We start from the raw sequence: 25576 nt of genomic DNA, 5'->3' as shown, positions 1-25576 counted from the left end.
AACGTTGTTAATATTCGTCGTTCACTCTCGGTACCTAAAAAGATAACGCTTACAAAATTAAAAAACGATATGACTCCCTCCTATCAAAATGGGTTTTATAATACAAAAACACTAAACAAAAAAGACGACGAGATTGTTTATTGTTTCTATACACGAATGATAAATGTTTTATATGTAAATAAATTTTCCATACCCTCATTATAGTAAGGCTCGTTTCATTTTTTAATATAAAAAACGTAAACATCCTTTCAAAAAACAATGAACTTTTCTGAAAATTACAATAAATAACCATATATATGAAAATATTTCCTTAAAAATCGGAGAAATAGCTTTGGACGTGACCTTGCTCACTGACAAACATCATTCATTTCATTAGGCTAAAAGGATAAAGTTGGTGAAAGGGGATAATAACGATGAAACAAAAGAATATGCCACTTGTGTATTCTTGCTCAGGCTGTTCTTCAGCCGCACAAATGGCCAATGCCATTGCGGTAAAAATGGATCGAGAAAAACTAGCAGAAATGTCTTGTATCGCAGGTGTAGGAGGTAATGTAAAACCTTTAGTGAACACCGCAACATCAGGACGCGACATTATTGCTATCGACGGTTGTCCTTTGGCTTGTTGCCACCATTGTTTAGCCAAACATGATGTCCAACCAACCTATCATTTTCTTTTGCACGAGTTCGATGTAAAAAAACGTAAAGGAATTGATCCCGATGAAGATGAAACGAATCGGGTTTATGAGAGGATTGTTGGGGAGATAAAAGACTATTAATCGAACCAATAAGAAAAACGCGAGAGCATCTTTTCGTTTCAAGCGAAGTGCGGAGCCCTGCCCGCTTTTGACAGTGAACCACAGGTGCTCTTCTTGGGGTGAAAGCTCTTCTAGAGTAAGCTTTCAAAGCTTCACTGCTAGACCAAAATTTTTATACTGTCTTATCTTGTAAAAAAAAGGACCGTATATCACAGTCCCTCTCCTCTCTACTTTTTCACAACAGGCACCCATATTTCACAACAATGGTCCTTTGCTTGAACATCATCATCCTTATACACTTCTAATTCCGGTCCAGGCGCTTGCTCATAGCCTGTCGCAGGAAACCATTCACTATATATTCGGTCCCATGTTTCATTTATCGCGTTCGGAACAGGTCCTATAGCTTCAAATACCGCCCATGTTGCAGCTGGGATTGTGTAAACATCAAATTCATTCGCCACGTCATCTTTTGTTTTTTCCACTGCAACCATATACATGAAGTCTTTGTACTCGTTTGTATTGCTTAGACAAGCTCCAATAAAGCCCATCTCTCCCATTTTCTTACTGAGTTTTTCTGATACGCCGTTTGAATTACATTCATCCCAAAATGCTGGAATCGCCTGCTTGTTTTCTTCATTTTCAAGCGAAACCCTAAGTCCTTTCCCGATAATATCAAACGCTTCTTTTTCCACAATTTTATACTTCATATCCGCTACCCCTTTGATTTGAATTTGGAAGGAGATTTTTGGAAATGCCTTTAACATCATTCCGCGAGTTTTGACTTGAGACGGTGTGATGCCATGTAATTTACGAAATGCCTTGGAAAACGATTCGGGCGTATCATATCGATATTTCAGCGCAATATCAATCACTTTGCTTTTAGATGAAGATAATTCTTGCGCTGCTTTTGTTAACCGTCTTTTTCGAATATACTCGGCCACTGGTACACCTGTTAACATATGGAACATACGTTGATAATGAAAGGTTGAGCTACATGCCACTTTTGCTAGTTCGTCAATATCAATGTCCTCGGTTAGATTTTGTTCAATATAATCAAGACTGTCAGATAATCGCTGAAGTATTTCCACTATGTTTCCTCCTTCCTACAACCTTATCTTATCAAGCAGTTTCCATCGTCTCCTGTCATTTTCTGCTTTTTGAAGACCGGTTTTTTTTTCAAACATAGGCATGTGCCGTGCCAAACTTACGTCCTAACCCATAGGTATATGTCTATAAGCAATGAGGAAAGGGGTTTATCATGTTTCATTTGAATGGAAGTCCATATGGTTATTATCAAGAACAAGCTTTGCCACCAGGGAAATATATGTATTCCCCGCAATTCCCGCAAATGATGCAACAATTGTCACCAGTGTACATGATTCCTACAGAGCCAGTATTTGTTGATCATTTGATGATGCAATTGAATAAACCAATTACGGTTGTGACCGTTGCTGAAACATTAGCTGGTACGTTAACGGGTGTCGCAGTTGACCATCTCCAATTAACCATTAATGATGTTGATCACCATATCCGTTATCAGCATATCATTTACTTTAAAGAAGAATAAACCCGAATCTAGTTCGGGTTTCATTCCTTTTACGACCATTTTTCTGCCAGTTTATGCGCGAATAGTAAAGCAGGAAGAAGACATAAAACTATGATGACACTGTCTAAAAAATTGAATGTGTAATAGAGCTGATGCAGCTCTAAATAGTAATAGAAATATAGATTATAAGGTAAAATAACAAAAATCGTCGTCCATAATCCTGGTACATAACATTTCAAAACAATCGCTTGAGTTATATGTGTCACAATATTTAAAGAGAAAAATAAATTGAGCCCAATAAAAAGAAAGAAATGCTCTTGCAAGATGGTTAGGAAAATAACGATAGAGGCAACTAAAAATAACACGAAAACGGCCATTGTAAATTGAGCCGTTGTGATATTTTTTCTTTTTTCGAGTTCATTTCGGACAAAGGCAGGTAGCTTTTCTTTTATATCTGGATATGTCGTGTGAAACCACTTTTCTATCATGATGATTTCTTCAAAATTATGAACCATAAAAACAATCAAAAAGGACCAAATAAGAAAAGATAAATCCATTTATTCACCTTCTAACGAAACGATTTTAGTTGTTCTTTTTCACCTTATCCATTAAGTAAAATTGCATAGTGACAATAAAAGCAAACATAACAATGAAGTATACTGGCACAGACAATTCCTCAAGCCCCATCATTAAAAAACAAATATAATGACACTGACCAAAACTGTTTAGAAAAAAATACTGATATATTTACTCAAGGTCAAAACCCTCTCTAATGACATTCTTTCTCTATTTTTTCTAAATATTTTTCTAGCTTTGTCTCGTTCCATATTTCATGAGTGATGAAATCACCATTATAAAACAGCGAGAATGTTGTCCAAATTGCAGGTGATTTTTGTGCTTCTTCTTGAGTCGTCAATTTTTTCGTCTGAAAAGAAATACCCTTCCTATTGGCAACACTCTGTAATTCTGTTACGACTCCAACTGCAAATGGACATTGAGCTGTATAGTAAATCATAATGCCTTCTTTTTCTGTACAGTCTCTCCGTTTACTAAACGTAGGAATCTCACTTTCCTCGTTCCACGTTAACGCTAACAATTGAAAATAAGGCTCCGCTTCGTCTACGACTTGAAATCCTTGATGCTCAAAAAAACGGGCGTCACTTAAAAATGGCATTTTCTTCTTACTTGCAAGATGTACAATTCCATCCATTCCTCGATTTATCGCATCTTGCTTACAATAATCTAGCAATTGAGCACCATGTCCCCCATTTTGATATTTACCGGATACCCATAAGCAGTTTATATACATATAATTCGGTGCTTGAATCGGTACCCATGCCCTTTTGGCAGGGAGATATTCGATAAACACTTTCGCCCTTTCATTAAGTCGATAAAAAACAAGTCCTTCTTCGATCCGTTCTGCGATCCATTTCTTTTTCTCCATTACACCTGATTCATATTTCTTTGAACTAAACGCGCAACAAACATGCTCTTCTGAAAGATTCTTATTTGTTAAAGAGAGGTAATTCATGAACGAACACCTGCTTTCTTATCATATATAACTTCTTAAGTTCTATTAATATACTTGGTATCTTCCTACGAAATTAGCGTTAGATTTTATATTATGATTTAACAGTGAATAGTAAGGTAATATTTTACTATTTTTGATAAAATGCCTTGTGTGTTTTTTAAAACTATACTATAAATATAAATGGAATGTCTTGGTTATTACTCCAAGTAATCCCTGTAGATAATTTCATTATAAACTAGGTTGTGCTTTATTACTTGGGTATGGAGAACTAGGAAAACAAAAAATTGTTAAGGAGAAGATAATGTCAGAGAAAACTAGTGTATTCATTCAAAACAAAAAGGTAACAATCGTATTATTATTAAGTTTATTGTTAGTAATTGGTATAATTATAACATTATTCTTATCTTTAAATTCTGGAGCTTCGATTGAAGACTTCCAACAAGCCATCAAAAATCGTGACGCTGAAGCAGTCTTAGCTATTATTGACAGTGAAGAAGGTGCAACACAGGAGTGGACAGAAAACACAGTCGCTTATTTATTTGAAACATTAAATAAGAATCCTAGGTACGAAGATGGATTATTTTATTATTTAGACGCACAACGTTTAGATTTTGAAGGTGAACTAGTTAGTCGAGAATTAGTTCAAGAATCAAGGGAAGAAATACCATTTTTAATTGTAGAAGGTAAAAGGAATAAACCAAAAATTATCGCGAGGGCACAAAGAGTTGTACTAACAACTAATGTAGATAATGTCGAGATATCCATTGATTCTGATTCCCACACAATAAATAAAGAAGAACAAGTAGACCTTGGAACTTTTGCCCCTGGTGAATATGAGATTGAGGGTAAGACCATCGTAAACGGACAGGAAATCACAACAACTGAAAAAGTTGACGTTCCTTTCTTCGGGAAAATGAATACGAATAATGTTCAAGTTAGTTTTAACATCCAGTCTTTAAAATTATTTACTCCTATTGAAAATACTGAAGTTTATATTAATGAAGAAAATGTAGACATAGAATGGAACCAAGTCCAGAACCCTTATCTTGGATTTGAGTATCAAGGAACTTATAATCCAGTTGTCGAGGGAGATAAAATTTATGGTGTTGTTCAAACTCCAGTTGGTGAGTTCACATCGGAAATCAATGAAATCGATAGCGATGAACTAGTGTTTAATGTTTTACAAAATGAACAAATTAAAAATGAACTGTTCAGTTTATTAGAAACATATGAGAAACAAAGAATCGAAGTGTTGGAAAATGAATCTGTGGATTATATGAAAGCTGCAGTAAGTGATGAAATCATGAACGATTTACGAAAAGATGTAAATAATCTATCACCTATCTTCGGTGATGAAAGACATTATGAAGGTACTTTAAAGCAAATAAGAATGGTGAATTACACTAATTCAATGAGACTAAATCAACAAGAAAACTTAGAAGTCGAAATTGAATTTGAAACGATTGTACACGAAGGGCGTTGGAAAACAATAAACGGTCGAGATATTAATAAAGACATAAAAGATAATATCCTATCAAAAAATGTTACTTTTGAATATAAGAATGAAACTTGGACGATAAAAAACTTCGAAAGGAATTATTCATCTAGTAAATTAGATAGTAATAACTATGGTGAGGCAAAAAAAGAGCAGTATTAATTTCATATATGTATAGGACATTCTCAAGGAGATAGAATGTCCTTTTTATATCTCCATTTAACTTCAATCTCGATTCTCCAAATACCCAATACACTCTTTTTCAGCATGTTTCGTATCTTTCGTTGTAAAGTCCGTCATGACTTGAGCATTTATTTCTTTTTCACAAAATTGCACGACTTCTTTTCCTTTTCTTGTTACACCAAATACATAAGTAATATGAGGTTCATCATCAAATACAACATTATACTGCGTTTGATAAACACTTTTATTAATCGGATGTTTCGGAGTGGCTGGATGTTGTTTTCGTATTTGTCCTTCTTCATATCCTTGTTCTTCTAAATAAGTGGGCACATAGGTTGTGATGATATAATTTTCATATGGATTACCATTGTTTATTAAATAAACCATAATAAAGAAAGTCAATAATACGAGGCCAATGATGCTAAAAAACAAAACTTCAAGAAAATAACGTTTCACATACAATTTCATAAGAACCCTTCCTTTCTAAGAAAAAAGCGGGAGCGTCTTTCGTTTCAAGCGAAGTGCGGAGCCCTGCCCGCTTTTGACAGTGAACCCCAAGTGCTCTTCTTGGGGTGAAACGCGCAGGTGCGCAGCCTTCGCTCTTCTAGAATAAGCTTCCAAAGCTTCATTGCGATACCAAAATTTTTATACTCCCTCATTAAAGTAACGTTTATCTCTTATTTCCTTCTTATCTTTTTAAAAAAACTCTCTATAAGTGTAATATTACACCTATAGAGAGTTTTGTCAACTTTATATTTAATTGAAATCCAATTTGTATTTTTATGGTAATATAAGAAGAGTACTTTTATTTGACAAAGGCTGGTGTAGTGACATGGACATGAAGTATTCTTTTAAAAAACGAAAAACGCCAAAACGAGGATACATCTTAGCTTTATTTTTCCTAACAGTGATAGCACTTCTTGTTTTCCTTTGGTATGAAGGGATTATCATTCCGAATGCATCCCGTGCCAATGAATACCCTGTAAAAGGAGTAGACGTATCTGCTTATCAAGGTGACATTGATTGGGACCACCTGCAAAGACAAGGATTGTCATTTGCTTTTATTAAAGCTACAGAAGGAAGTTCTTTTGTCGACCGATATTTCAAGAAAAACTGGGAATACGCAAACAACACGCCATTACGAATGGGTGCTTATCACTTTTTCAGTTATGATAGTGGCGGGGATACACAAGCGGAAAACTTTATAAAAACGGTCCCTATTGACGAGAGTGCCTTACCACCGGTTATTGATGTTGAGTTTTATGGTGATAAAGAAAAAAATCTACCAGACCGTGCAGATGTCGTGCGTGAACTTACAGTTATGATTGACTTATTAGAAGAGCACTATGGGAAGCGAGTTATTCTTTACACAACGAATAAAGCATACGACTTATTCATTAAAGATGAATTTCAACAATGTGATATATGGATAAGGGATGTTTTTCAACCTCCATCTTTACCAGATAATCGAGAGTGGACATTTTGGCAATATACAGATAGGGAAAAGCTAGAAGGCTACAACGGCGAAGAAAAATTTATTGATGTCAATGTATTTTCAGGCAGTAAACAAGAATTTGCTGATTATGGCTATAAGAAGTGAGCTCGTATTGGACATTCATTCCGCTATTTTACAAAAAACATCTCCTCAATTAAACGTATCGGACATCTGTTCCGTTATTACTTGATTTTCTAGCGATTACAGGTTTTTTTCTATGAAATAGCGGAACCTATGTCCGTAAGAAATAAACTCCATCTGATAAACATATATTATTTCTCCTCATTTTGCTTTCTAAAACGCTGACTAGTATTCACATATACAACTGTAAAGATGACTAATACAAAAACGGTAAGAAGACCTAAAGTAAACAACCACTTTATCTCATAAACCTCACTTATAATCCATAAGACAAGACTGAATGAAAAAGCAAACATCATTTTCCCCATAAACTTGCATAAGGCGACTGTATCAATGTTTTCTTTCTCCTCTTTTGGCATCGTGTTATATCCTGCGATAAGAAATCCTCCTCTTCCAGTCGATAAAATAACACCTAAGACTAGAAATATAGACATAATAATAATCGTTACGATCATAGCTTCCTCCCTTATATAATTTTATTTGCTTTATGATTGTTTTCTACCTTATTCACAAAAAGAATGTGCCAAAACAAAACGACCGAGAAAACCGTATAAAGAACAGAAAAAATCGCAAGACCACTTGTAAAATCTGGTTCTTTCTTAAATTCAAATAGTGACGGAACTCCGATATAAAAAGGAAGGATGACATAAATATAATAGATGATACTCAAGTATAATAATAAAACCACCATGAAGTGAACGGATTCTTTTCGACTTGGCACTTTAAAAAAAAGCCTTCGTTCTCCTTTTACCATTCGATAGCTTGTCATTCCAACTACATAAGCTAAACTAACAAAAAGAATCATAATGGCAAAAAGAACTGTTTTCGCCTCACTGCTTACTTTAGGATAATTCGAGGATAATAATGGTGTTGGATCTGTACCTTCTAATATTTTATACAAATTAAAACTAGTATCTAATGTAACGTCTTGCTTTGAATTTGCTAATAAGACCAACCCAAATGACCGATCTGCTGAGAGCACCATTGATGTCGTGAAGCCTGGTAAACCTCCATCCATAGTTATATTGTGGGGGAAAATAAACCAATTCATTCCTAGCCCATACTGATTTGGACGAAACATTTCATCAATACTATCTTGAGTCACAAGCATATGTCCCTTTTCCTCTTGCAAAAGAAAGAACAAGAAGTTAGCCAGATCAGTAGCATTAGAGGATAGCCCAGCCGAACTAGATGTCGCGTACACGAGTTGTTCGTCGTAAGGCTTTAGCTTTCCCCAATGATAACGATGACCATCGGCTGTGTTCCGGAGATGGTCACTATTAAATGTATAATAGCCTGTTCGATGCATATGTAGTGGATGAAACACATTGGTTTCCATATAGTTTGGAAAGCTTTCATTTGTAACTTCTTCTACGATCCGTTGTAACAAATCCGTGTTCATGTTTGTATATTCATAGACCTCACCCGGTTTACCAACCAAAGATACATCTTTAAGCTTAGCTTCCATCATTTCCGTTATTTCCTCTGGATTAACGTTTGAAATATCATGGACATTTAACCTTCCAGGGAGACCACTTGAATGTTGCAACAAGTGTTTAACAGTGATTTCATTAAACGGAAACCATGGCAAATAATGAACTACTGCTGTGTCAAGATTTAGCTTTTCTTTTTCATAAAGCTGCAAAACAGCAATCGAAGTAAAGACCTTTGATAATGAACCTAAATGAAAGTTTGTCTCTTCATCAATTTTTGCCACTCTTTTTTCACTATTACTATAACCAAACCCTTCAGTATAAATGAAACCATGCTTGTCGACGATAGCCACAGCCATTCCCGGAATATTATGTTCCTCCATCGTTTGAGTAATTTCAACTTTAAGTTTTTCTATCTTTTCATTTATTTCTTCTGAAGCCGACACACTAACTTCTTGCATGAAAACAAAAAAGAGTAAAACACTCATCATTAGGATTACAACATAATTTCGAATTGGGCTCACCTCTTGGTCTATGAAAAGTAAAAATTTGGTTTTACTCTTTTTCGATTTATATTATGCGAAATCCTTTAGTTATAAAACAATCTTTTCATTACAGCTAAAAAGTCGCACATTGACGAAGGAAAATAGTAACGAGTCCCATCCACACCTAGGACTCGTTTTATTTAAGCATTACTTTATCATGACCATTGACTTGGATACTCAGTCAACTAACAAGATTACTAGTTTTTTCAATTTCACGAGCCTCTTTTGGTAGGGCTAAATTCATGAAAGATGCAATAAGGAGTAAAACAATAGCAGATAGCAAGGCCATTCCATATCCCCCTGTTATGTCATATAGCAACGCCGGAATATAAGCTCCTAGCGCTGATCCTAGTTGATGACATAATGATAATAACCCTAAGACGAGTCCAAGTGAGTGTTTAGAAAACAGATCAGACGCTAACATCGTTGTTGGTGTGACCGTTGCAAAATCAACAAGGCCAAACGTTACAGCAAACACCAAAAGTAATAGCCATTGATCAGTTATTAGCAATAGTAAAATCGTGACCGACCGTAAAGCATAAAGGATCGCCAAAAATTTTCGGTTACTAAATCTATCGGCAATGATGCCCGAAGATAATGTCCCTATAATATTAAATGCGGCTAGTAATCCAACTGCAGCTCCCGTTACCCCTATTGAAAACCCGTGATGATGAGAAAAAGAGATTAAATGTGTATCAATTAGACCTGTTGTTGTATAACCACAAATCAAAAAAGGTAAAGCTAGGAACACAAAAGATTTGGAGAATACTATAGAAAAAGTCGATATCTTCGGAGTTCTTTCTACTACTTTTCTAGCTTGTTTTTGCTCGTTCTTGATTCCCCCATAAGGTTCTATCCCCATTTCTAATGGTGATGTTCGTAAAAAAAGAAGCAAAAGTGGAAAAATGACAAGCAACAAAAAACTGCCTAGTATTAGTACGGTCATTTTCCAGTCCAACCAATCAATTAAATACAAACATAACGGGACTATGACTAGCTGTCCCGCACTCATCCCTGCTGTCATCATGCCAAGAGCAAGCCCTTTTTTGTGCTGAAACCAATTTGTAACCGCCACTGCTGCTGCTACATTTGAAGCTCCACCAAAACCAATCGAGGCGACGATACCATAAAGAATGATGATTTGCCAAAAGGAAGTTACAAAAAAAGTAAGGAGCGTACTCAATCCAACTACAAATGCACTATAAGCTAATATTTTTCGAACACCAAACGTATCAATGAGCTTTCCTAAAATAGGTTGCGATATTCCATAAACGATAAAACTAACGGTTGCAATAAGAGAAATGTTTGCTCTTGTTGTTGAAAATTCTTGCTCCCATGATGGAATAAAAGCGCCAAACGATAATCGTACTCCTTGTACCGCTAGTAAAGCCAAGAAACAAAGACAAAGGATAATCCAGCCATAGTGTATTTTTCTCATTCTCATACCTCAACCTTCTCATTTAAATAGAATACATAATCCAATCGCCTTTTTTTCCACCCATTTTTTCATAAAACCGTTGTGCTCGTTTATTCGTTTCCGCCGTCTCCCACATCATTGTGGCAAAACCGTTGTTTACTTTATAAGCGAAACATGCTTCAAATAATAACTTTGCCACCCCTTTACCTCGCCAAGGTTCTATAACATATAAGTCATTCATCACAACAATTTGCTCTGCTTTTGTTGTACTAAATGAGAAATAAAGTGTCGCAAAGCCAACAAGGTTTCCATTAACTTCAGCAATAAATTGAAACCCAATTTCTCTTTCAAGTAATTGCAGAACAAGTCGTTCAAGTTTTTCACCGGCTGGTTTGGGGCAGTTATAAAAGTCGACAATATACTCATTCATAAGTGCCAATAGCTGTTGTTGATCTTCCTTTTTAGCTTTTCTTACGATTACAGATTCCATTAAACCCACTCTCCTAAAATGATCCTTTTGTTTGTTGCATTTTGATATAATGATTGTATTCTTGTTTTGTCCTCATTTATAGTGACAGTTGACTTCATTTTTTTAGGATCAGATTTTAGATAAGGAGAGAATGCACGATGCTAGAGATTACTCCCATTTTACAAAAGAGCAAGAAAGAACCTCTTTATGTTCAGTTATACCAATATATAAAAGCGGAAATCATATCAGGGGCTATCCCAGCAAACAGTCGTTTGCCATCGATAAGACAATTACATCAATATTTAAATGTAAGTCGAAATACAGTGGAAGCCGGCTATCATCAATTACTCATCGAAGGTTATGTTGAAAGCAAACCTCGTAGTGGCCTGTTTGTCGTGGATCTAACATCGACTATTCCCCTTACACCAGCTCCTCCTTATGAGAGTAGAAGTCAACAAGCACAGGAGCCTTCAACCATCGACATTGATTTTCGCTATGGCACTGTAGATTCAGAACATTTCCCTTCCTCGGTTTGGCGGAAATTAACGCTACAATTTCTTCATCCCGACCAACAGCAATTGTTTACCTATGGAGACCCACAAGGAGAATTTGACTTACGTCAGCAACTCGCAACTTATTTACATTTTGCAAGAGGTGTTCATTGCTCACCAGACCAAATCGTCATTGGTGCTGGCATTCAACATGTAATTGGGGTTTTAGCTCAGCTTTTACGAAACGACAGTATAGCCGCAATAGAGGATCCTGGATATGACGGGGTACGTGCTGTTTTTTATAATCATCATCTTCCTCTTATCCCAATTCCGCTAGACGATGGGGGGATGAGAGTGGATGACTTAATGAAGAGTAACGCAACGATCGCCTATATTACCCCATCTCATCAATTTCCTTGTGGGATGGTCATGCCATTAAAAAGAAGATTGCAATTATTAGAATGGGCACAAGAAAAGAATGGCATCATTATTGAGGATGATTACGATGGAGAGTTTCGTTATGTCGGAAAGCCGATTCCAGCTTTGCAAGGCTTAGACCAGCATAACAAAGTTGTTTACTTAGGCAGTTTATCAAAATCGTTTCTTCCCTCGCTTAGAATGGGATATATGATTCTACCTTTTCCGTTGCTTGCACGATATAAACAAATGTTCCGCTTATTTGACCAGCCCGTTCCTTTGCTTAGTCAACTTACGCTTACTGAGTTTATGAAACAAGGTCATTGGGATAGCCATATTCGAAAAATGCGTACAATTTATCAGAAAAAACAAGCTGTGCTTATTGCAGAAATTGAAAACCAGTTTCGTAATCGGGTAATCATACGAGGAAAAGAGGCAGGTTTGCACATTTTATTAGAAATTGAAAACGGGATGACAGAGGAAGAATTAATAGAAAGGGCTGTTCGGCAACGGGTTGCAGTGTATCCCGTATCCCGACATATGATTAATCCATCAACACATCAAAAGCCAATGATTCAACTTGGATTCGGGGGATTAACGAAAGCGCAAATCGTTGATGGGGTAAATCGGCTGAAGCAAGCTTGGCTTTAGAGATTATAAAACAATGTAAAAAAGCGCAACTGTAAAAACAATACCAAGTAACGAACCAAACACTAATTGATTGAACTTTTTTCCATCTTGCTTTTGCCTTGCTTCTTCACTGTCAGCAAAAAGGCCAAAAAGCCCTCCTGAAACGATAGTATCATACAATCGCCATTTTTCTTTTTTAGGGTTTGCCGGTCGTTTTGCCATCATGTTACCTCCGTTTCGGACATATGTTCCGCTATTATTGTGAATTGCTTACATTTTAAAACCCTATCGGACATTTGTTCCGTTATTTCTTAAAAGCAAGCTGGTTCACTCGCCTTTTTTGGAGATTAGCGGAACTGATGTCCGTTTACATTTAAAATTCGTTAAAATTTGCTCAAATAACGGAATTGATGTCCGAACGCAACAACGTTACAGTTGCCCAATTTTATCAAACGGAAAATATCGTAAAATGACTTTGCCAATCACATGATCAATTGGAACCGGTCCGATGTTTCTACTATCTGTACTCCCATTACGATTATCTCCCATTACAAAAATCATATCTTCAGGGACTGTTGTTGCTTCTAATTCACCATAGATTTCTTCTTTTATATACTCTTCTTCAATCATGCTCCCATTGCGATAGACGACTCCATCTTTAATTTCAATAATATCACCTGGCTCCCCGATGACACGTTTAATCCAAATATGCTTCTGTTTCTGTCTTGTTAATGTTGAAATCATTGGACTGTCTAATAAAAGATCCTGGAGTGTACGCTCTTCGTTCACACGACTATCGATGACAATAACATCACCAAACTCAGGGGAAGCCCCCAATATATATGGTGTTTTATATGTAATCACTCGGTCTCCCTTCAAGGTTTCATCCAAGTCATTTCTTCCCTCTAACGTTGGTTCCATTGAGCTTCCATCAACTTCATATGGTTGAATAATGAAAATACTTAAAAGGAAAGCGAGAACAAACCCTAATACAATCGCTTTTATCCAACTGATCATTTCCAACATAATTTTCTGTCCCATAACGTTTCTCCTTTAATATATATATCTTTTACTCTAGTAAAATATAAAGTTGTTTTGAGATACTATGCTTATCCAAACATTAGTATAACGGATACATCGCCATTCCTATCATGATAGATGAAATAAAAAACAATCGGTTCTGGTGGTAGAAAACTTAAATGCTGAATAAAATATTGTTGAATCACAAGTTTCCACTGTTCCAGCATGAATACTTTCTATTTATCAATGATAGCATTGGAATTTATTTCTTTTTTCTAGTTTATTCTATTTTTCAATAAAATAGAATAGAGAGATCATGTAAAATTACTAGACCAAAAGTCCGCCTACTGTCCGCCCCTTTAAAATGAAAAGATTATATGATAAGGTAACACTACATTCCTTTTTCTTTTGGGGGTGACACACTCATGGAGGCTTTCATTTTCTTTGGTGGATTAGTGCTAGCTGCTATAGTTGGTATTGCATTATTAACATGGGGCATTTTCGCTTTATATAAGTTATTTTTCAAATCTTCATCATAATCACCGCCTTTATTAAATGGCGGTGTTTTTTTATATTTTTTTATAAAAGTGACACTGACTTTCATCAATGTGTTCGATTTGATACCCAACCTTTTTATAAAAACAAATCGCACTTTCCCAAGAGCGGTTTGTTTCTAACACAATGTTTTTGTAGCCAGACTGCTTTGCCTTTTGTTCTAAATGCTTTATCATTATTTTCGCGAATCCTCTTTGTCGCCACTCTTTTTTTACCGACATCCTTGCAATCCGAACAGTTTCGTTTGTTTCTTTTTGCAATGCTCCCGTACAAACAATGTCGCCATGATGTGCACCTGTGAAAAAAACGCAACCGTCTTTTGTGTAGGAATTTACAAGGTCTTTTAAGTCGGGATTAAAGGAATGATCGATAAAACCGAACCTTTCTAAAAAACCTTCCAAAATAATCGCACGAGCGATAGCTTCATTTTCTTTCGTTAGTGTGTGTATTTCAAGCTCAGGCATGTAATTTTTCCTCACTTTCTGCTTTTAAAAAAGTGCACATTTTTTTGTATAAAAGAACGCGGATCCGACCATAATATAAATGTAGCAGCGAGGCAGTGGGCTATAGCCAAGCGGTAAGGCAACGGACTTTGACTCCGTCATGCGTTGGTTCGAATCCAGCTAGCCCAGCCATACATAGAGGGTGTCGCATTTGCGACACCCTTGTTTTTTTATAATTCTTCGTTTTTATTTGCGCCATCGTCCTCTTGTTTTTTTGCTGCTATTTTTGTTTGAACTGCTTCTACTTTTCCTTCCATTGATGAAGGCTTGTCTCTTCGGTCATCAATGCGAATATTTGTTGCCACTCGGTTAATACCTGCTTTAAATGGAACTTCATGTATCGCTTGAATCACTTCAAACAACACAGGTAATTCTCCTTCAATTATTGTACTCATCGGTGTTAACTGAAATTTGATTTTCTCTCCATACCCTTCTAACACACGATGGATGTCCGCGACATACTCGCTAACACTTGCATTTTCCGTTCCAATTGGAATGATTGTAACATCGACAATCGCCATTTTCTTTTCCTCCACTTTTTGTTTTCGTTTTACGACTAACGCTTCAGGAAACTCTGCATTTGCTAAACCACGATAGGAACGAATCGCGGTAATCATATGATGTCGATCTGGTTCCATCGTTGTCACTTTTTTTTGTAAAAAATAGGATACGGCTAAAACATAGGAACGAACCCATGCTAGCCCACGATATTTTAATGCCTTATTGACAGGCGAACTAATAAGTACAGCACTATACGAAGCCCACATTATTGCTTGTGTCGGCGGAAATAGGAATGATAAAGCTAAACTGCCAACTGCAACAAGCGAAAAATATACAACAACGAGATTCGTTGAACAAAAACGGTTTGTTATAGCTGCTTTCCGAATTTGATACAGGCGAGCCATCCTTTTAATCCCTCTATCACTAAATACTTTATGCTCAGCACCATGATATTTCTTTAATTGTGTCGGAAAAATAAAATGGGTGCCAAAAGCATAATATAGCAAAAAATAATTTGGCAGCCCGTAAAACGGGATGAAATCTGGGTAAAAGGCATGGCCTAGCTTCGGGAGGAACACTAAGATAATCAGGATAGCCGTTAATATTTTATACCATAGAGGCATCGAAAAGAAGACTAACTTTGCCATAACGAAAGCCGTACTTGCCTCTAGTGGCTTCACCCATTCTTTAATCAATTTCCCGTTATCATTGTATGCGCATGAAACATGGTTTTTACCGATAAAAAAAACGCCTTTTTGAAAAGAAATACCTCGAATTAACAATTTCCTATCTCCTCTCAAGCGTTACGGGATATTAACGGTTTGTTCTAAAATCCAATGCGGAATAGCTGCTTCATTTACATTTGTCGTTAGGAATCGAGCATCCTCTATATGAAGCAGTTCATGTTCTCCCCATGTATGAAGGTAACTAATGGATACACGATGACCTTCTGTATCGTCAGAGGTTTGAAAAGAAACAGAAATTCGACCGTTATTTCCAAATGTTTCGTGTTCAATCATTTCATTTGGAAACGAAAACATATATCCGTTTTCAAGCAGTGTTCCTTCAGCTTCATAAATGATTTTGTTTCCATAAAACAATTCAATCTTTCCGTTCGCAAATGAAACATCTTCAAGTTGTTGTCCGTTTGCATCAAGTAATGATACCCCGATATAATCAGTTCCAATTAACCCTTCTGCTGGCATCTCTGTCCATTCCCACTCGCTCGTTAAAATAAATTGGTCATTTCTAGGCTCGAGCTTATGGTCAAAATTCACGTATTGACTTAATTCCTCATTTGTCACACTTCCAATAGACTGCCAATACGAATAGCCACCATAAAAAATGAAAGCTACAACAAGAAGAGGTAAAATAATCACAACTTTATTTCCGTTTAGCATATTTATATCACCTCTCTAACTACAGACGTTTATCCCTTATTCTTTTGTTTATATGCTGCATGGTTTGTTGGTCCGATTCCCGTTCCAATTGCTAAGGAATGTGTTATTGCTTCCGTTATAAATTCCTTTGCAGTTGCAACTGCTTGTTGAATTTCTTTTCCTTTTGCTAATTCGGCGGCTAGAGCAGCGGCAAACGTACATCCAGTACCATGTGTATGTTTCGTTTCAATCCGCGCGTGTTTATAATATGTAATCTCAATTCCATCAAACACAACATCAGTCGCATCACCCTCGTTCAGATGACCACCTTTTAATACAACATATTGCGGTCCTAACTCATGAAGTTGTTTGGCTACTTGCTCCATTTCTTCTACTGAAGAAATCTCACTTACCCCTAAAATTTTCGCGGCTTCTGGTAAATTAGGAGTAATCGCTGTTGCAATCGGTAGTAAGTCTGAAATAAGAGCTTCTACCGCTTCTTCCTGTAATAATGAAGCTCCACCTTTTGCAATCATCACTGGGTCAACGACAATATTTTTCACATCGTATTGCTTCATTTTTTTGGCAACAAGTGTAATAATATCAGCAGAAAACAACATTCCTGTTTTCACTGCATCTGTTCCAATATCAGATAGAACGGCGTCAATTTGCGCTTCGATTGCCTCAAGTGACTGAGGATATACACCATGAACCCCGAGTGTATTTTGAGCAGTTAAAGCTGTAATCGCACTTGTTCCAAACACACCTAACTCTTGAAACGTTTTTAAATCCGCTTGAATTCCAGCACCACCACCACTATCTGACCCCGCAATTGTTAATGCTTTAAACATAATAACCCTCCTTTAACTAAACCGCTCTGGCTGAAAAAGTCCGAGTGGTACTCTTTCTTTTTTTTGTTCAAGAATATCAGCGACAATATGACCGGTAACAGGACTTAATAAAATCCCGTTTCGATAATGTCCTGTCGCAAAAATAATGTGTGGGGCATGTGAAAGTTGTCCAAGCAATGGATAACCATCTTGTGTTGCTGGACGTAACCCTGCCCAAGTATGGAATGGTGTTTCTTGTTCTAGAAATGGAAGAACATGCTTGTTCCAATTTGTAAGGCGTGCAATCCCTTTATCTGTAACAGACGTTTGAAAACCTGCAATATCTTCAGACGCCCCATTAACAATCGTTCCATTTCCTTTTGGTACGAGATAACCTTGACTTGTATAAATAATATGCTTTACTTTTCCAACAGGAAGTGGATACGCACAAATTTGACCGCGAATCGGGTAAACAGGAATCGAGATGTCAAATGTGTCTTCCAATTCCTTTGACCATGCCCCGCTACTTATGACAAGGCGGTCACCAGTAAATGTTCGGCCATCCTTTGCTTTAACTTCAATCTCCTCTTGCCAACTTGTAATCGAAACCTCTTCTAATTCATCATAAATATTGACCCCAAGATTACGACAAGCGACTTCCAACGATTTCGCATAATCAGGAGCATACACATGACTTTCTTCAGGATAATACATCGCAGCGATAATTTCCTTTGATAGTTCCGGTTCCAATCGGAACAGTTCATCTCCAGATAAAATCGTTGCATCCGCCCCAAATTCACCTTGCCATTGTTGGCGACTTTCTAACGCTAATAAATCAGCTTCATGATAAACACAATGCAAGCTTCCTGAATTTGTATATTCAAAGTTTACCTTTGAAATATCTTTAATATCTTTCTGCCATTGTGGATATAAGTGTAAGCTTTCTAAACATAATCGAAAAAAATCATCAGGGTCTTCCCCAATTTCAGAGTATGGGGCTAACATCCCCGCCGCTGCACCTGTTGCTTGTCCACCACACTTGACTTTTTCGACAATGGTCACTTCATGTCCGCGTCGTTGGCATTCAAATGCTGATGCCAGTCCGATAATTCCTCCACCTAAAATGACGACACGCTCTCCCATTTGCGATCCCTCTTTTATGTCCTATTTTGAAATATATGATTCAAATGCACTACTTGCTGTTGCATACCGCTTCTTTTGAATTCGTCCTGCTAAATAAGAATGTCTCCCTGCTTCAATCGCCAGCTTCATCGCTAACGCCATTCGAACCGGGTCTTTTGCTTTCGCAACAGGTGTATTCATTAACACTCCATCAACACCGAGCTCCATCGCTTGTGCTACATCACCAGCGGAACCTAGCCCCGCATCAACGATAATCGGCACATTGGCTTCTTCCACAATGAGCGATAAATTATATGGATTTAAAATCCCTAATCCTGTCCCAATTGGTGCCGCACCAGGCATAACCGCAGCAGCCCCCGCTTCTTCTAGTCGTTTGCATAAAACAGGGTCATCTGATGTGTATGGAAGAACAGTGAAGCCTTCTTTTGCTAACACTTCGGTTGCCTTTAACGTTTCAATCGGGTCAGGCAATAATGTTTTTTCATTGACACTAATTTCGACTTTAATCCAATCACTTAACCCGCTTGCTTTTGCTAATCGGGCAATTCGAATCGCTTCTTCTGCGGTTTTTGCTCCTGACGTATTTGGTAAGTACGTAAACGACTGCCCTTCTATATGTTGCAATATTGCATCCTCATCAGGAGATTCTAAGTTGACCCGACGAATCGCAAACGTTAACACATCTGCCCCTGATGCTTTAATGGCTTCGTTTTGTACGAATGGATTAGGGTAACGTCCTGTCCCAATAAAAAAACGAGAGGATAACTCTTTTCCTCCTATAATAAATGGATCTTTTTTCATGCTCATCATCCTCCTCCTACAAAATGGACGAGTTCAATTTTCATCCCGTCTTTCAATTCGGTTTCTGACCAATTTGTTCTATCAATTATCGTACCATCTACTTCTGTTACAACTAAGTTTTGTTCCAGCCCATAATGTTTCACGACTTCATCTAACGTTTTCACATCAAGCTGCATGTCCTCTCCATTAATGATTAACTTCATGATTGCTTCTCACCCTTTATCTTTTCTATAAATGTCTCACAAACGCCTTTAACATCGTCTGCCCCGACAATTTCACTAATGGCACAAATACGAGTAGCTCCAGCTTGTAAGACTTGATCGACATTATGGAGTTTAATCCCACCAATTGCTACAAACGGAATCGTAATTTCTTGTGCCACTTGGGTCACATACTGTGTCGTAACAGGGTCAACTACATCCTCTTTGCTTTTTGTTTCAAATACAGGACCTACTCCTATATAATCTGCTCCATTTTGTTGGGCTTCACGCGCTTCTTCTATCGCATGCGTGGAAATCCCAATGATTTTTGTTGGCCCTACTATTTTTCTTGCCTCTTCTAAAGGTAAGTCATCTTGTCCAATATGAATACCATCTGCATCGACAGCTAAAGCAACATCAATATGATCATTCACAATAAATAGGACATCATGTTTTTTCGTTAAAGCACGAAGCTCTTTTGCTTTTTGTAGCACTTCTCGCTTACTGCTTTTCTTGTCACGTAGTTGAATAATATCAGCGCCACCTAGAATCGCCTCTTCCATCACATCAATCATCTTTCGACCAGGATGAAATTGTTCTCCTGTAATTGCGTATAATGTAAATTCTCTCATCTTTTAATCCCTGCCTTTTTTCGTATATGAAAAGCCGTACCCAACGAGTGGATTACGGCTAAACAAATAACATCATTAGTCGACTTTCCTACGCTGGGGTGATCCAGATCAGGTTCAAGGGTAAAAGGAACTTCCTTTTTCTCAGCCAATAGGCACCCCTAGTCATATAATTGGTCTTTATTTTATTATGACATAATCTCATTAGAATACAACTATTTGAGTTCGATGACCGCTTGAGTTTCTTTTTTCTCAATATTTACAATTTGGTCAAACTGATGGCCAACTAACAACCATTGTCCATTTGGGCCAAGCTTAATCGGAATATGTTGGTCTACTTCGATAACGGCTGTTTCTTCTCCTTTTAAAATATCGTACTTCATAAGTTGATACCCTGCATCATATCCATAAAAATCACCACTATAAAATGGGCGTAAATAATAAAACTGATAATGTTCAGCATCAAAATCATGGAATGGAATCCACCATTGTTCCGAATAGGTATTTAAATTCGGGACTTCCAATGTAGATAAGACATGCCCATCTTGGTAGAACGTATAAACTGACATCGGATTTGTTGGGTCATCGACTGTAATTGTCATATAGTAGTCATTCTCAAAAGAAAAAGCAGCAATAACATCATCAAACATTTTGTTTCTTTCTTGCGTCTCTAAATCAATAGTCATTAATGGAGCTTCAAAACTCGGTTCATACGGATGCCAATCTAAATATCCCACCTTTGTTGGCCCTAACCATTGGAAAAAGGTTTGCTCGATCGGAAGGGGGAGAAGGCGATTTTCGTTTACATACAGATGATAGACTTCAAATTCCCAATCTGGTAAATATGATACAATAATGATCTCATCTGTATGGTATGGATTCCAATACAAACTATAATCTTCACCAAGATTATTATTTTCATAAATAAGAGTGCCTGACTGATCAACTACATACAATGGAGCTTTAAAATCTTCGGATGCCGTTTGAATCGCAAATAAGGAGTGGTCTGCATTTGCCTCCACTTTAAGTATCGGTTCTTCTACTGAAAAAAAATCTTCTTGATTTCCTGTTTCAATACTGGCCCTTTGTAAAGTAGACACTTCATTTTCATCAAACAAGAGCAGCAGTTCATGATCTGATAACCATTCACTCACTTGAACAAAACTAAATGGATTGACTTCAAATGGCAACCATTGTTCAATGGAAATGCCACCAATTGCTGCTTTTCTTTGAGGATCCAAATGGAGGGGCGGTGCGTCTTTCGCATAAGGAAAGCTTCCTTGACAGCCCGTTAATACTATTACACAAGCAACTAAAATTCCTACAATAACCCGTCCCACTGGATTCCTCCCTCCTTTTTTCCTCTATTTCTGTTCTTGAATATATATACATACGTCATTTACAGACTTTCGTTTCAAAATATAGTACATTATCTCATTTTTTTTTTAGAACAACAATGACTAATTCTTGTTTAAAGCAGAAAAAGAAAAAGGATGCACGAGGCATCCTTTATTTAGATTGATTCGGTAAGCTCTCTTATTACCGGACATTGGTTCCGCTATTTCAAGTGAAAATGCCTTTTGCAAAAGGCTATCGGACACGAGTTCCGTTATCTTCCCCTTAATTTCAGGAAGTAACGGAATATATGTCCGAAAAGGAAAGAATTTTGTTTATTTTTTATAAAATAGCAGTATACATGTCCAAACGTCGCGTGTTATTAATTCCGATAAATAAACTTTGCTCCCGCTATACCAGGATTCGTCATTTCAATTGGATCGAGGATTTCATTTAATTCTTCTTCTGAAAGAATGCCACGCTCCAGGCAAATCTCACGAACCGAACGATTTTCTTGAAGAGCTTCTTTCGCGACACGTGTGGCTACCTCATAACCAACATGAGGATTAATCGCTGTAATGACCCCTACACTACGTTCTACCATATTTCTACAATGCTCAATATTTGCAGTAATGCCTTCTATTGCATATTTTCTAAAGACCGTCATTCCATTTTGTAAAATCGAAAGCGATTGCAGTAGGTTAAAAACTAATACAGGTTCCATCACATTTAACTCAAGCTGTCCGGCTTCAGAAGCAAGACTAATCGTATGATCATTTCCAATAACCTGGAAGGATATTTGGTTCATAACTTCGCACATGACAGGATTTACCTTTCCAGGCATAATGGATGATCCTGGTTGTCGAGGTGGCAAGTTAATTTCATTAATTCCTGTTTTCGGACCAGAACTTATTAAACGAAGGTCGTTTGCAATTTTCGATAAGTTAATCGCTAAAATCTTTAACGCACTTGACAGTTCCGTATACGCATCTGTATTTTGGGTTGCATCTACAAGATCTTCTGCTGTTTGAAACGGAAGCTTTGTAATGTCTGCCAAGTGCTTTGCTACCTTCTCAATATATTCTGGTTTCGCATTTAATCCGGTACCAACCGCTGTAGCGCCCATATTAATTTCGTAAAGGTGACTAACCGATCCTTTAATTCGCTGTAAATCACGAGTTAATACACGACGATACGCGCCAAATTCCTGTCCTAGTCGAATCGGAACGGCATCTTGTAAATGCGTTCGTCCCATTTTTATAACGGAATCAAACTCTTTTGCTTTTTTTTCAAATTCTTGAATTAAATCAGAAAGTGATTCAGTTAATCCTTTGGCTAAAGATAAACAAGCAATATGAATGGCAGTTGGAAATGCGTCGTTTGTCGATTGCGCCATATTGACGTGAGTGTTTGGACTCAATTTCATATAATCGCCTTTATTCCCACCAAGGTGTTCAATGGCACGATTTGCAATAACTTCATTTGCATTCATATTAAATGACGTTCCTGCCCCACCTTGAATGGAGTCCACGATAAATTGGTCATCAAAATCTCCAGCGATCACTTCTTCACTCGCTTTTACAATTGCATCTGCTAATTTCTTATTTAATCCACCTACATCGGCATTGGCTAATGCTGCCGCTTTTTTCACATAGCCAAATGCACGAATAAGCTCCTTATGGGGTGGATATCCGGTAATTGGGAAATTTTCTTTCGCTCGCATCGTTTGTATTCCATAATACGCATCTTTTGGAACTTCTTTTTCACCTAATAAATCTCGTTCAATTCGGTATTCCGTCATAAATGATTCCCCTTTATTGATCTCTCAAATCGTATTCTCTTTATCATATGGTACCCGAAATCTATGGTGTAGTATGTTTATAAATTAAGAAGCGTTTGTTTTCGCTAGCCATGCTCCACCAATAACCCCTGCATCATTTCCTAGTGTTGCGATAGCAAAATCTGCCCCGTCTTTCACTCGCGGCAAAGCAAATCTAGAAAATTCACGTTTTAGTGGGGTAAGAAGTAAATCTCCTGCTTTGGAAACGCCTCCACCTATCACTATTTTACCAGGATTTACAGCGTTGGCAATATTTGCAATCGCAAAACCTAAATGAAAGCACATTTCATCAATGACTTCTACCGCTAACGAATCTTCCTGTGCTAATGCGTCAAACACATCTTTTGATGTAAGTTGTCCACTTCTTTCATAAACACCATGCAAAAAACTATCTGGATGATTAGGTAATCCTTCTTTTGCCAAACGTGCAATCCCTGTAGCCGAGGCAATCGTTTCAAGACAACCTGTTTTTCCGCAATTACACTTTGCACCACCTTCAACTATGGATGTAATATGACCAATTTCACCAGCCATCCCGTTTACTCCGTGAATAATATTTCCGTTACTGACAATACCGCCACCTACACCTGTTCCTAATGTGACACAAAGTAAATCCTTTGCTCCATCCCCAGCACCGGTCCACATTTCACCAATTGCCGCAATGTTGGCATCATTGTCTACAGTAACAGGTAGTCCTGTTTTTTCTACTAAACTTTCTTTAAGAGGAAAATCCCTCCATCCGATATTTACTGCATGGAAAATAAACCCTGTTTCCATATCAATAAAACCTGGTGCACCAATGCCAATTCCTTGGAGCTTTTCTTTTGTTTCTCCTAATGCCGTTACTTTTTGTTCGATGGATGCTGCAATTTCTTCTGTAATAAAGCGGCCTCCCTCTTCCTTGTTCGTTGGGATTTCCCATTTGTCAACGATGTCACCTGTTGTTGACACGAACGCCATTTTAATTGTAGTTCCCCCTACATCCACACCTACTAACCATTTACTCATGCTCTTACCCTTCTTTCTGTAGTTCATTCTTAAGTATAAGGATTCCTTGCTGATATGTTTTTGCATCGAGCATACTTAACTTGTATAGTTCTCGAAGCTCTTCTTCCATCATCATAATATCTGTTTCTCTATTTTTTGTATAGATGATCGTTCCATATCTTTTTAAAAGTTGCTGGACATCATAAAAACTGTTCATGTTCATCACCGCTTTTATTATACCAGTTTTATAATGACGATGAAAAGAAGCCAAACAAATGGAATAAAAGCTGAATAAGGAATTCTCCATGCTTTTTCTTGAATCATGACTTGGACAAACGTTCCAGCCATCATCGTCCCCATAAATAAGAGGGATGCAAGAATAATGACCCAAGGAGAAATATCAGCGAATGCCCACTCCATTCCGAATAACAAAAATAATACAAGTAGCGGTGCCCATACTATCTTTTCTTTTGTATAAAAAAAACCGAGTGTTGAATGAAATTGACTAAGACAAACAACAATAAATAAGACCGCACATATTGTCATAAACACTTTGATAACAATAATGGATAAAAAGGAACTGACAATACTTCCAAGCAACATGCCAACATACGTCATCCCAGCAAACATAATAACGACAGCAAGAATAAGCTTATGTTGAGGTAGATTACGTTTTGATACTAACAATCCCCCCATCATTAATCCAAGTAACGTTGTGAAAAATAAAACGCCAAACCATGTCAACATAGTGTACCTCCTTGTTTAAGTAAATAATCACAGTTCCGTGACAAACAAAAGCTTGTATTTATGATATTCTATGAGTAGTCAAGCTGTTTAACAACAAGAAAAATCAGATAGGAAGAAGGGAACGTAATGGAAGATAAAGTAAAAGATGCTCTTGAACGAGGAATATATGGGGCACCTGAAATTAAACCTGAGGAACGAGCGATTTTTTTATCGACGATTGTTGAGCGAATATTTATTGCCTTAACAAAAAAACAAGTGATACATAAAGGGATGTACCCAGAGGTTGTTCGCCTAATGGCAGAAAAACAAAAGAAACATTTATACATCAATGGCAGTCTTGGCTATCAACTTTATGCTAATTACGTAAAAGAAGCCAATAAGCACAATATCCCATTTACGATTGTCACGACATCGAACAATGATGCAATGGGATTAGTATTAGCAAGTGAAAATACAGCAGTTGATATTGATGAAATTTTTGTACGAGATGATTTGTTTGCACTTGGATAAGAAAAGCGCCAAAGCGTCTTTTCTTTTCAAGCGAAGTGCGGAGTCTTC

Annotated in this window: 29 protein-coding genes, 1 tRNA gene and 1 riboswitch; of the genes, 7 read left to right on the top strand and 23 right to left on the bottom strand. The window is 37.2% G+C overall.

Annotation, left to right across the window (positions count from 1 at the left end):
* Positions 1–413: 413 nt before the first annotated feature.
* Positions 414–776: a putative zinc-binding protein gene (locus T323_RS0119275; protein WP_026674744.1), complete on the top strand. Its 363-nt coding sequence runs from the start codon at positions 414–416 to the stop codon at positions 774–776.
* 206 nt (positions 777–982) lie between these two features.
* On the opposite strand, the gene T323_RS0119270 is transcribed toward T323_RS0119275, so the two are convergent.
* The gene (locus T323_RS0119270) at positions 983–1843 is read right to left on the bottom strand and encodes an AraC family transcriptional regulator (protein ID WP_026674743.1); all 861 of its coding nucleotides are present in this window, start codon (positions 1841–1843) and stop codon (positions 983–985) included.
* Between the two features lie 170 nt (positions 1844–2013).
* Here T323_RS0119270 and T323_RS28120 point away from each other — a divergent pair, with 170 nt between their 5' ends.
* Positions 2014–2322, top strand: a complete 309-nt coding sequence (locus tag T323_RS28120) for a DUF2642 domain-containing protein (protein WP_051556622.1) — start codon at positions 2014–2016, stop codon at positions 2320–2322.
* A gap of 29 nt (positions 2323–2351) precedes the next feature.
* Here T323_RS28120 and T323_RS0119260 read toward each other — a convergent pair whose 3' ends face one another.
* Entirely contained in the window at positions 2352–2858 is a 507-nt protein-coding gene (locus T323_RS0119260; RefSeq protein WP_026674742.1) for an HXXEE domain-containing protein, read from the bottom strand.
* A gap of 212 nt (positions 2859–3070) precedes the next feature.
* Complete coding sequence (locus T323_RS0119255; RefSeq protein ID WP_026674741.1) at positions 3071–3832, bottom strand: N-acetyltransferase; 762 nt, start codon at positions 3830–3832, stop codon at positions 3071–3073.
* A gap of 301 nt (positions 3833–4133) precedes the next feature.
* Between T323_RS0119255 and T323_RS0119250 the strand changes: the two genes are divergently transcribed.
* Positions 4134–5489, top strand: a complete 1356-nt coding sequence (locus T323_RS0119250; RefSeq protein ID WP_026674740.1) for a hypothetical protein — start codon at positions 4134–4136, stop codon at positions 5487–5489.
* A gap of 63 nt (positions 5490–5552) precedes the next feature.
* Here the strand turns inward: T323_RS0119250 and T323_RS0119245 are convergent, their stop codons facing one another.
* Positions 5553–5978 carry a DUF3139 domain-containing protein gene (locus tag T323_RS0119245; RefSeq protein ID WP_051556621.1) on the bottom strand — a complete coding sequence of 142 codons (426 nt, stop codon included), beginning with the start codon at positions 5976–5978 and terminating at the stop codon, positions 5553–5555.
* 364 nt (positions 5979–6342) lie between these two features.
* Between T323_RS0119245 and T323_RS0119240 the strand changes: the two genes are divergently transcribed.
* Positions 6343–7110 carry a glycoside hydrolase family 25 protein gene (locus T323_RS0119240; protein ID WP_245613750.1) on the top strand — a complete coding sequence of 256 codons (768 nt, stop codon included), beginning with the start codon at positions 6343–6345 and terminating at the stop codon, positions 7108–7110.
* A 167-nt stretch (positions 7111–7277) separates the two neighbouring features.
* Here T323_RS0119240 and T323_RS0119235 read toward each other — a convergent pair whose 3' ends face one another.
* The 4 genes from T323_RS0119235 to T323_RS0119220 all read right to left on the bottom strand — a co-directional run bounded on the left by T323_RS0119235 (position 7278) and on the right by T323_RS0119220 (position 11031).
* Positions 7278–7601: a DUF3784 domain-containing protein gene (locus T323_RS0119235; protein ID WP_026674737.1), complete on the bottom strand. Its 324-nt coding sequence runs from the start codon at positions 7599–7601 to the stop codon at positions 7278–7280.
* Between the two features lie 11 nt (positions 7602–7612).
* The gene (locus T323_RS0119230) at positions 7613–9070 is read right to left on the bottom strand and encodes a serine hydrolase domain-containing protein (protein ID WP_026674736.1); all 1458 of its coding nucleotides are present in this window, start codon (positions 9068–9070) and stop codon (positions 7613–7615) included.
* Positions 9071–9305: 235 nt separating this feature from the next.
* Positions 9306–10568, bottom strand: coding sequence for an MFS transporter (locus T323_RS0119225; RefSeq protein ID WP_308417663.1), 1263 nt, complete (start codon positions 10566–10568; stop codon positions 9306–9308).
* A 16-nt stretch (positions 10569–10584) separates the two neighbouring features.
* On the bottom strand, positions 10585–11031 hold the full coding sequence (locus tag T323_RS0119220; protein WP_026674734.1) for a GNAT family N-acetyltransferase: 447 nt from the start codon (positions 11029–11031) through the stop codon (positions 10585–10587).
* Positions 11032–11168: 137 nt separating this feature from the next.
* Here T323_RS0119220 and pdxR point away from each other — a divergent pair, with 137 nt between their 5' ends.
* On the top strand, positions 11169–12569 hold the full coding sequence (pdxR, locus tag T323_RS0119215; RefSeq protein ID WP_026674733.1) for a MocR-like pyridoxine biosynthesis transcription factor PdxR: 1401 nt from the start codon (positions 11169–11171) through the stop codon (positions 12567–12569).
* 3 nt (positions 12570–12572) lie between these two features.
* Here pdxR and T323_RS0119210 read toward each other — a convergent pair whose 3' ends face one another.
* The 3 genes from T323_RS0119210 to T323_RS0119195 all read right to left on the bottom strand — a co-directional run bounded on the left by T323_RS0119210 (position 12573) and on the right by T323_RS0119195 (position 14587).
* On the bottom strand, positions 12573–12770 hold the full coding sequence (locus tag T323_RS0119210) for a hypothetical protein (RefSeq protein ID WP_035179327.1): 198 nt from the start codon (positions 12768–12770) through the stop codon (positions 12573–12575).
* Between the two features lie 207 nt (positions 12771–12977).
* Positions 12978–13589: a signal peptidase I gene (gene lepB, locus T323_RS0119205; protein WP_051556620.1), complete on the bottom strand. Its 612-nt coding sequence runs from the start codon at positions 13587–13589 to the stop codon at positions 12978–12980.
* A 548-nt stretch (positions 13590–14137) separates the two neighbouring features.
* Complete coding sequence (locus T323_RS0119195) at positions 14138–14587, bottom strand: GNAT family N-acetyltransferase (RefSeq protein WP_035179324.1); 450 nt, start codon at positions 14585–14587, stop codon at positions 14138–14140.
* Positions 14588–14683: 96 nt separating this feature from the next.
* Here T323_RS0119195 and T323_RS0119190 point away from each other — a divergent pair.
* A tRNA-Gln gene (locus T323_RS0119190) sits at positions 14684–14758 on the top strand.
* Positions 14759–14796: 38 nt separating this feature from the next.
* On the opposite strand, the gene T323_RS28535 is transcribed toward T323_RS0119190, so the two are convergent.
* The 12 genes from T323_RS28535 to T323_RS0119125 form a co-directional block, all read right to left on the bottom strand.
* On the bottom strand, positions 14797–15909 hold the full coding sequence (locus T323_RS28535; RefSeq protein WP_084309332.1) for an MTH1187 family thiamine-binding protein: 1113 nt from the start codon (positions 15907–15909) through the stop codon (positions 14797–14799).
* A 21-nt stretch (positions 15910–15930) separates the two neighbouring features.
* Complete coding sequence (locus T323_RS0119180; RefSeq protein ID WP_026674728.1) at positions 15931–16527, bottom strand: hypothetical protein; 597 nt, start codon at positions 16525–16527, stop codon at positions 15931–15933.
* Positions 16528–16556: 29 nt separating this feature from the next.
* Complete coding sequence (gene thiD, locus T323_RS0119175; RefSeq protein ID WP_026674727.1) at positions 16557–17360, bottom strand: bifunctional hydroxymethylpyrimidine kinase/phosphomethylpyrimidine kinase; 804 nt, start codon at positions 17358–17360, stop codon at positions 16557–16559.
* Positions 17361–17369: 9 nt separating this feature from the next.
* Complete coding sequence (gene thiO / locus T323_RS0119170) at positions 17370–18479, bottom strand: glycine oxidase ThiO (protein ID WP_026674726.1); 1110 nt, start codon at positions 18477–18479, stop codon at positions 17370–17372.
* 21 nt (positions 18480–18500) lie between these two features.
* Positions 18501–19280: a thiazole synthase gene (locus T323_RS0119165; protein ID WP_026674725.1), complete on the bottom strand. Its 780-nt coding sequence runs from the start codon at positions 19278–19280 to the stop codon at positions 18501–18503.
* A 5-nt stretch (positions 19281–19285) separates the two neighbouring features.
* A complete protein-coding gene (gene thiS / locus T323_RS0119160) occupies positions 19286–19483 on the bottom strand; it encodes a sulfur carrier protein ThiS (protein WP_026674724.1) in 198 nt (65 codons plus the stop codon).
* Positions 19480–20112 carry a thiamine phosphate synthase gene (thiE, locus tag T323_RS0119155; protein ID WP_026674723.1) on the bottom strand — a complete coding sequence of 211 codons (633 nt, stop codon included), beginning with the start codon at positions 20110–20112 and terminating at the stop codon, positions 19480–19482. The genes thiS and thiE overlap by 4 nt, the downstream gene beginning before the upstream one ends.
* Before the next feature lie 68 nt (positions 20113–20180).
* Positions 20181–20282, bottom strand: a riboswitch (TPP riboswitch).
* Positions 20283–20324: 42 nt separating this feature from the next.
* Positions 20325–21449 (bottom strand): YqgU-like beta propeller domain-containing protein, encoded by a 1125-nt coding sequence (locus T323_RS0119145; protein WP_026674722.1) that lies wholly within the window; start codon positions 21447–21449, stop codon positions 20325–20327.
* Between the two features lie 377 nt (positions 21450–21826).
* On the bottom strand, positions 21827–23245 hold the full coding sequence (gene aspA / locus T323_RS0119140) for an aspartate ammonia-lyase (protein WP_026674721.1): 1419 nt from the start codon (positions 23243–23245) through the stop codon (positions 21827–21829).
* Between the two features lie 84 nt (positions 23246–23329).
* Positions 23330–24292, bottom strand: a complete 963-nt coding sequence (locus tag T323_RS0119135) for an ROK family glucokinase (RefSeq protein ID WP_026674720.1) — start codon at positions 24290–24292, stop codon at positions 23330–23332.
* Between the two features lie 4 nt (positions 24293–24296).
* Positions 24297–24488 (bottom strand): YqgQ family protein, encoded by a 192-nt coding sequence (locus T323_RS0119130; protein WP_035179321.1) that lies wholly within the window; start codon positions 24486–24488, stop codon positions 24297–24299.
* Positions 24489–24505: 17 nt separating this feature from the next.
* Positions 24506–25018, bottom strand: coding sequence for a hypothetical protein (locus T323_RS0119125; RefSeq protein ID WP_026674718.1), 513 nt, complete (start codon positions 25016–25018; stop codon positions 24506–24508).
* A gap of 126 nt (positions 25019–25144) precedes the next feature.
* Between T323_RS0119125 and T323_RS0119120 the strand changes: the two genes are divergently transcribed.
* Positions 25145–25528 (top strand): YueI family protein, encoded by a 384-nt coding sequence (locus T323_RS0119120; RefSeq protein ID WP_026674717.1) that lies wholly within the window; start codon positions 25145–25147, stop codon positions 25526–25528.
* Positions 25529–25576 lie beyond the last annotated feature (48 nt).

The sequence above is a fragment of the Alkalihalobacillus bogoriensis ATCC BAA-922 genome, from assembly GCF_000621445.1.
Classification (GTDB): Bacteria; Bacillota; Bacilli; order Bacillales; family Bacillaceae_F; genus Bacillus_AO; species Bacillus_AO bogoriense.
This window is presented reverse-complemented; position numbering and strand designations above follow the sequence as displayed.

Excerpts from the sequence above, each read along its gene's own strand:
- T323_RS0119275 (WP_026674744.1), top strand. The coding sequence starts at position 414 with ATGAAACAAAAGAATATGCCACTTGTGTATTCTTGCTCAGGCTGTTCT.
- T323_RS28120 (WP_051556622.1), top strand. The coding sequence starts at position 2,014 with ATGTTTCATTTGAATGGAAGTCCATATGGTTATTATCAAGAACAAGCT.
- T323_RS0119260 (WP_026674742.1), bottom strand. The coding sequence starts at position 2,858 with ATGGATTTATCTTTTCTTATTTGGTCCTTTTTGATTGTTTTTATGGTT.
- T323_RS0119255 (WP_026674741.1), bottom strand. The coding sequence starts at position 3,832 with ATGAATTACCTCTCTTTAACAAATAAGAATCTTTCAGAAGAGCATGTT.
- T323_RS0119250 (WP_026674740.1), top strand. The coding sequence starts at position 4,134 with ATGTCAGAGAAAACTAGTGTATTCATTCAAAACAAAAAGGTAACAATC.
- T323_RS0119245 (WP_051556621.1), bottom strand. The coding sequence starts at position 5,978 with ATGAAATTGTATGTGAAACGTTATTTTCTTGAAGTTTTGTTTTTTAGC.
- T323_RS0119240 (WP_245613750.1), top strand. The coding sequence starts at position 6,343 with ATGGACATGAAGTATTCTTTTAAAAAACGAAAAACGCCAAAACGAGGA.
- T323_RS0119235 (WP_026674737.1), bottom strand. The coding sequence starts at position 7,601 with ATGATCGTAACGATTATTATTATGTCTATATTTCTAGTCTTAGGTGTT.
- T323_RS0119230 (WP_026674736.1), bottom strand. The coding sequence starts at position 9,070 with ATGATGAGTGTTTTACTCTTTTTTGTTTTCATGCAAGAAGTTAGTGTG.
- T323_RS0119225 (WP_308417663.1), bottom strand. The coding sequence starts at position 10,568 with ATGAGAATGAGAAAAATACACTATGGCTGGATTATCCTTTGTCTTTGT.
- T323_RS0119220 (WP_026674734.1), bottom strand. The coding sequence starts at position 11,031 with ATGGAATCTGTAATCGTAAGAAAAGCTAAAAAGGAAGATCAACAACAG.
- pdxR (WP_026674733.1), top strand. The coding sequence starts at position 11,169 with ATGCTAGAGATTACTCCCATTTTACAAAAGAGCAAGAAAGAACCTCTT.
- T323_RS0119210 (WP_035179327.1), bottom strand. The coding sequence starts at position 12,770 with ATGGCAAAACGACCGGCAAACCCTAAAAAAGAAAAATGGCGATTGTAT.
- lepB (WP_051556620.1), bottom strand. The coding sequence starts at position 13,589 with ATGGGACAGAAAATTATGTTGGAAATGATCAGTTGGATAAAAGCGATT.
- T323_RS0119195 (WP_035179324.1), bottom strand. The coding sequence starts at position 14,587 with ATGCCTGAGCTTGAAATACACACACTAACGAAAGAAAATGAAGCTATC.
- T323_RS0119180 (WP_026674728.1), bottom strand. The coding sequence starts at position 16,527 with ATGCTAAACGGAAATAAAGTTGTGATTATTTTACCTCTTCTTGTTGTA.
- thiO (WP_026674726.1), bottom strand. The coding sequence starts at position 18,479 with ATGGGAGAGCGTGTCGTCATTTTAGGTGGAGGAATTATCGGACTGGCA.
- T323_RS0119165 (WP_026674725.1), bottom strand. The coding sequence starts at position 19,280 with ATGAAAAAAGATCCATTTATTATAGGAGGAAAAGAGTTATCCTCTCGT.
- thiS (WP_026674724.1), bottom strand. The coding sequence starts at position 19,483 with ATGAAGTTAATCATTAATGGAGAGGACATGCAGCTTGATGTGAAAACG.
- thiE (WP_026674723.1), bottom strand. The coding sequence starts at position 20,112 with ATGAGAGAATTTACATTATACGCAATTACAGGAGAACAATTTCATCCT.
- aspA (WP_026674721.1), bottom strand. The coding sequence starts at position 23,245 with ATGACGGAATACCGAATTGAACGAGATTTATTAGGTGAAAAAGAAGTT.
- T323_RS0119135 (WP_026674720.1), bottom strand. The coding sequence starts at position 24,292 with ATGAGTAAATGGTTAGTAGGTGTGGATGTAGGGGGAACTACAATTAAA.
- T323_RS0119130 (WP_035179321.1), bottom strand. The coding sequence starts at position 24,488 with ATGAACAGTTTTTATGATGTCCAGCAACTTTTAAAAAGATATGGAACG.
- T323_RS0119125 (WP_026674718.1), bottom strand. The coding sequence starts at position 25,018 with ATGTTGACATGGTTTGGCGTTTTATTTTTCACAACGTTACTTGGATTA.
- T323_RS0119120 (WP_026674717.1), top strand. The coding sequence starts at position 25,145 with ATGGAAGATAAAGTAAAAGATGCTCTTGAACGAGGAATATATGGGGCA.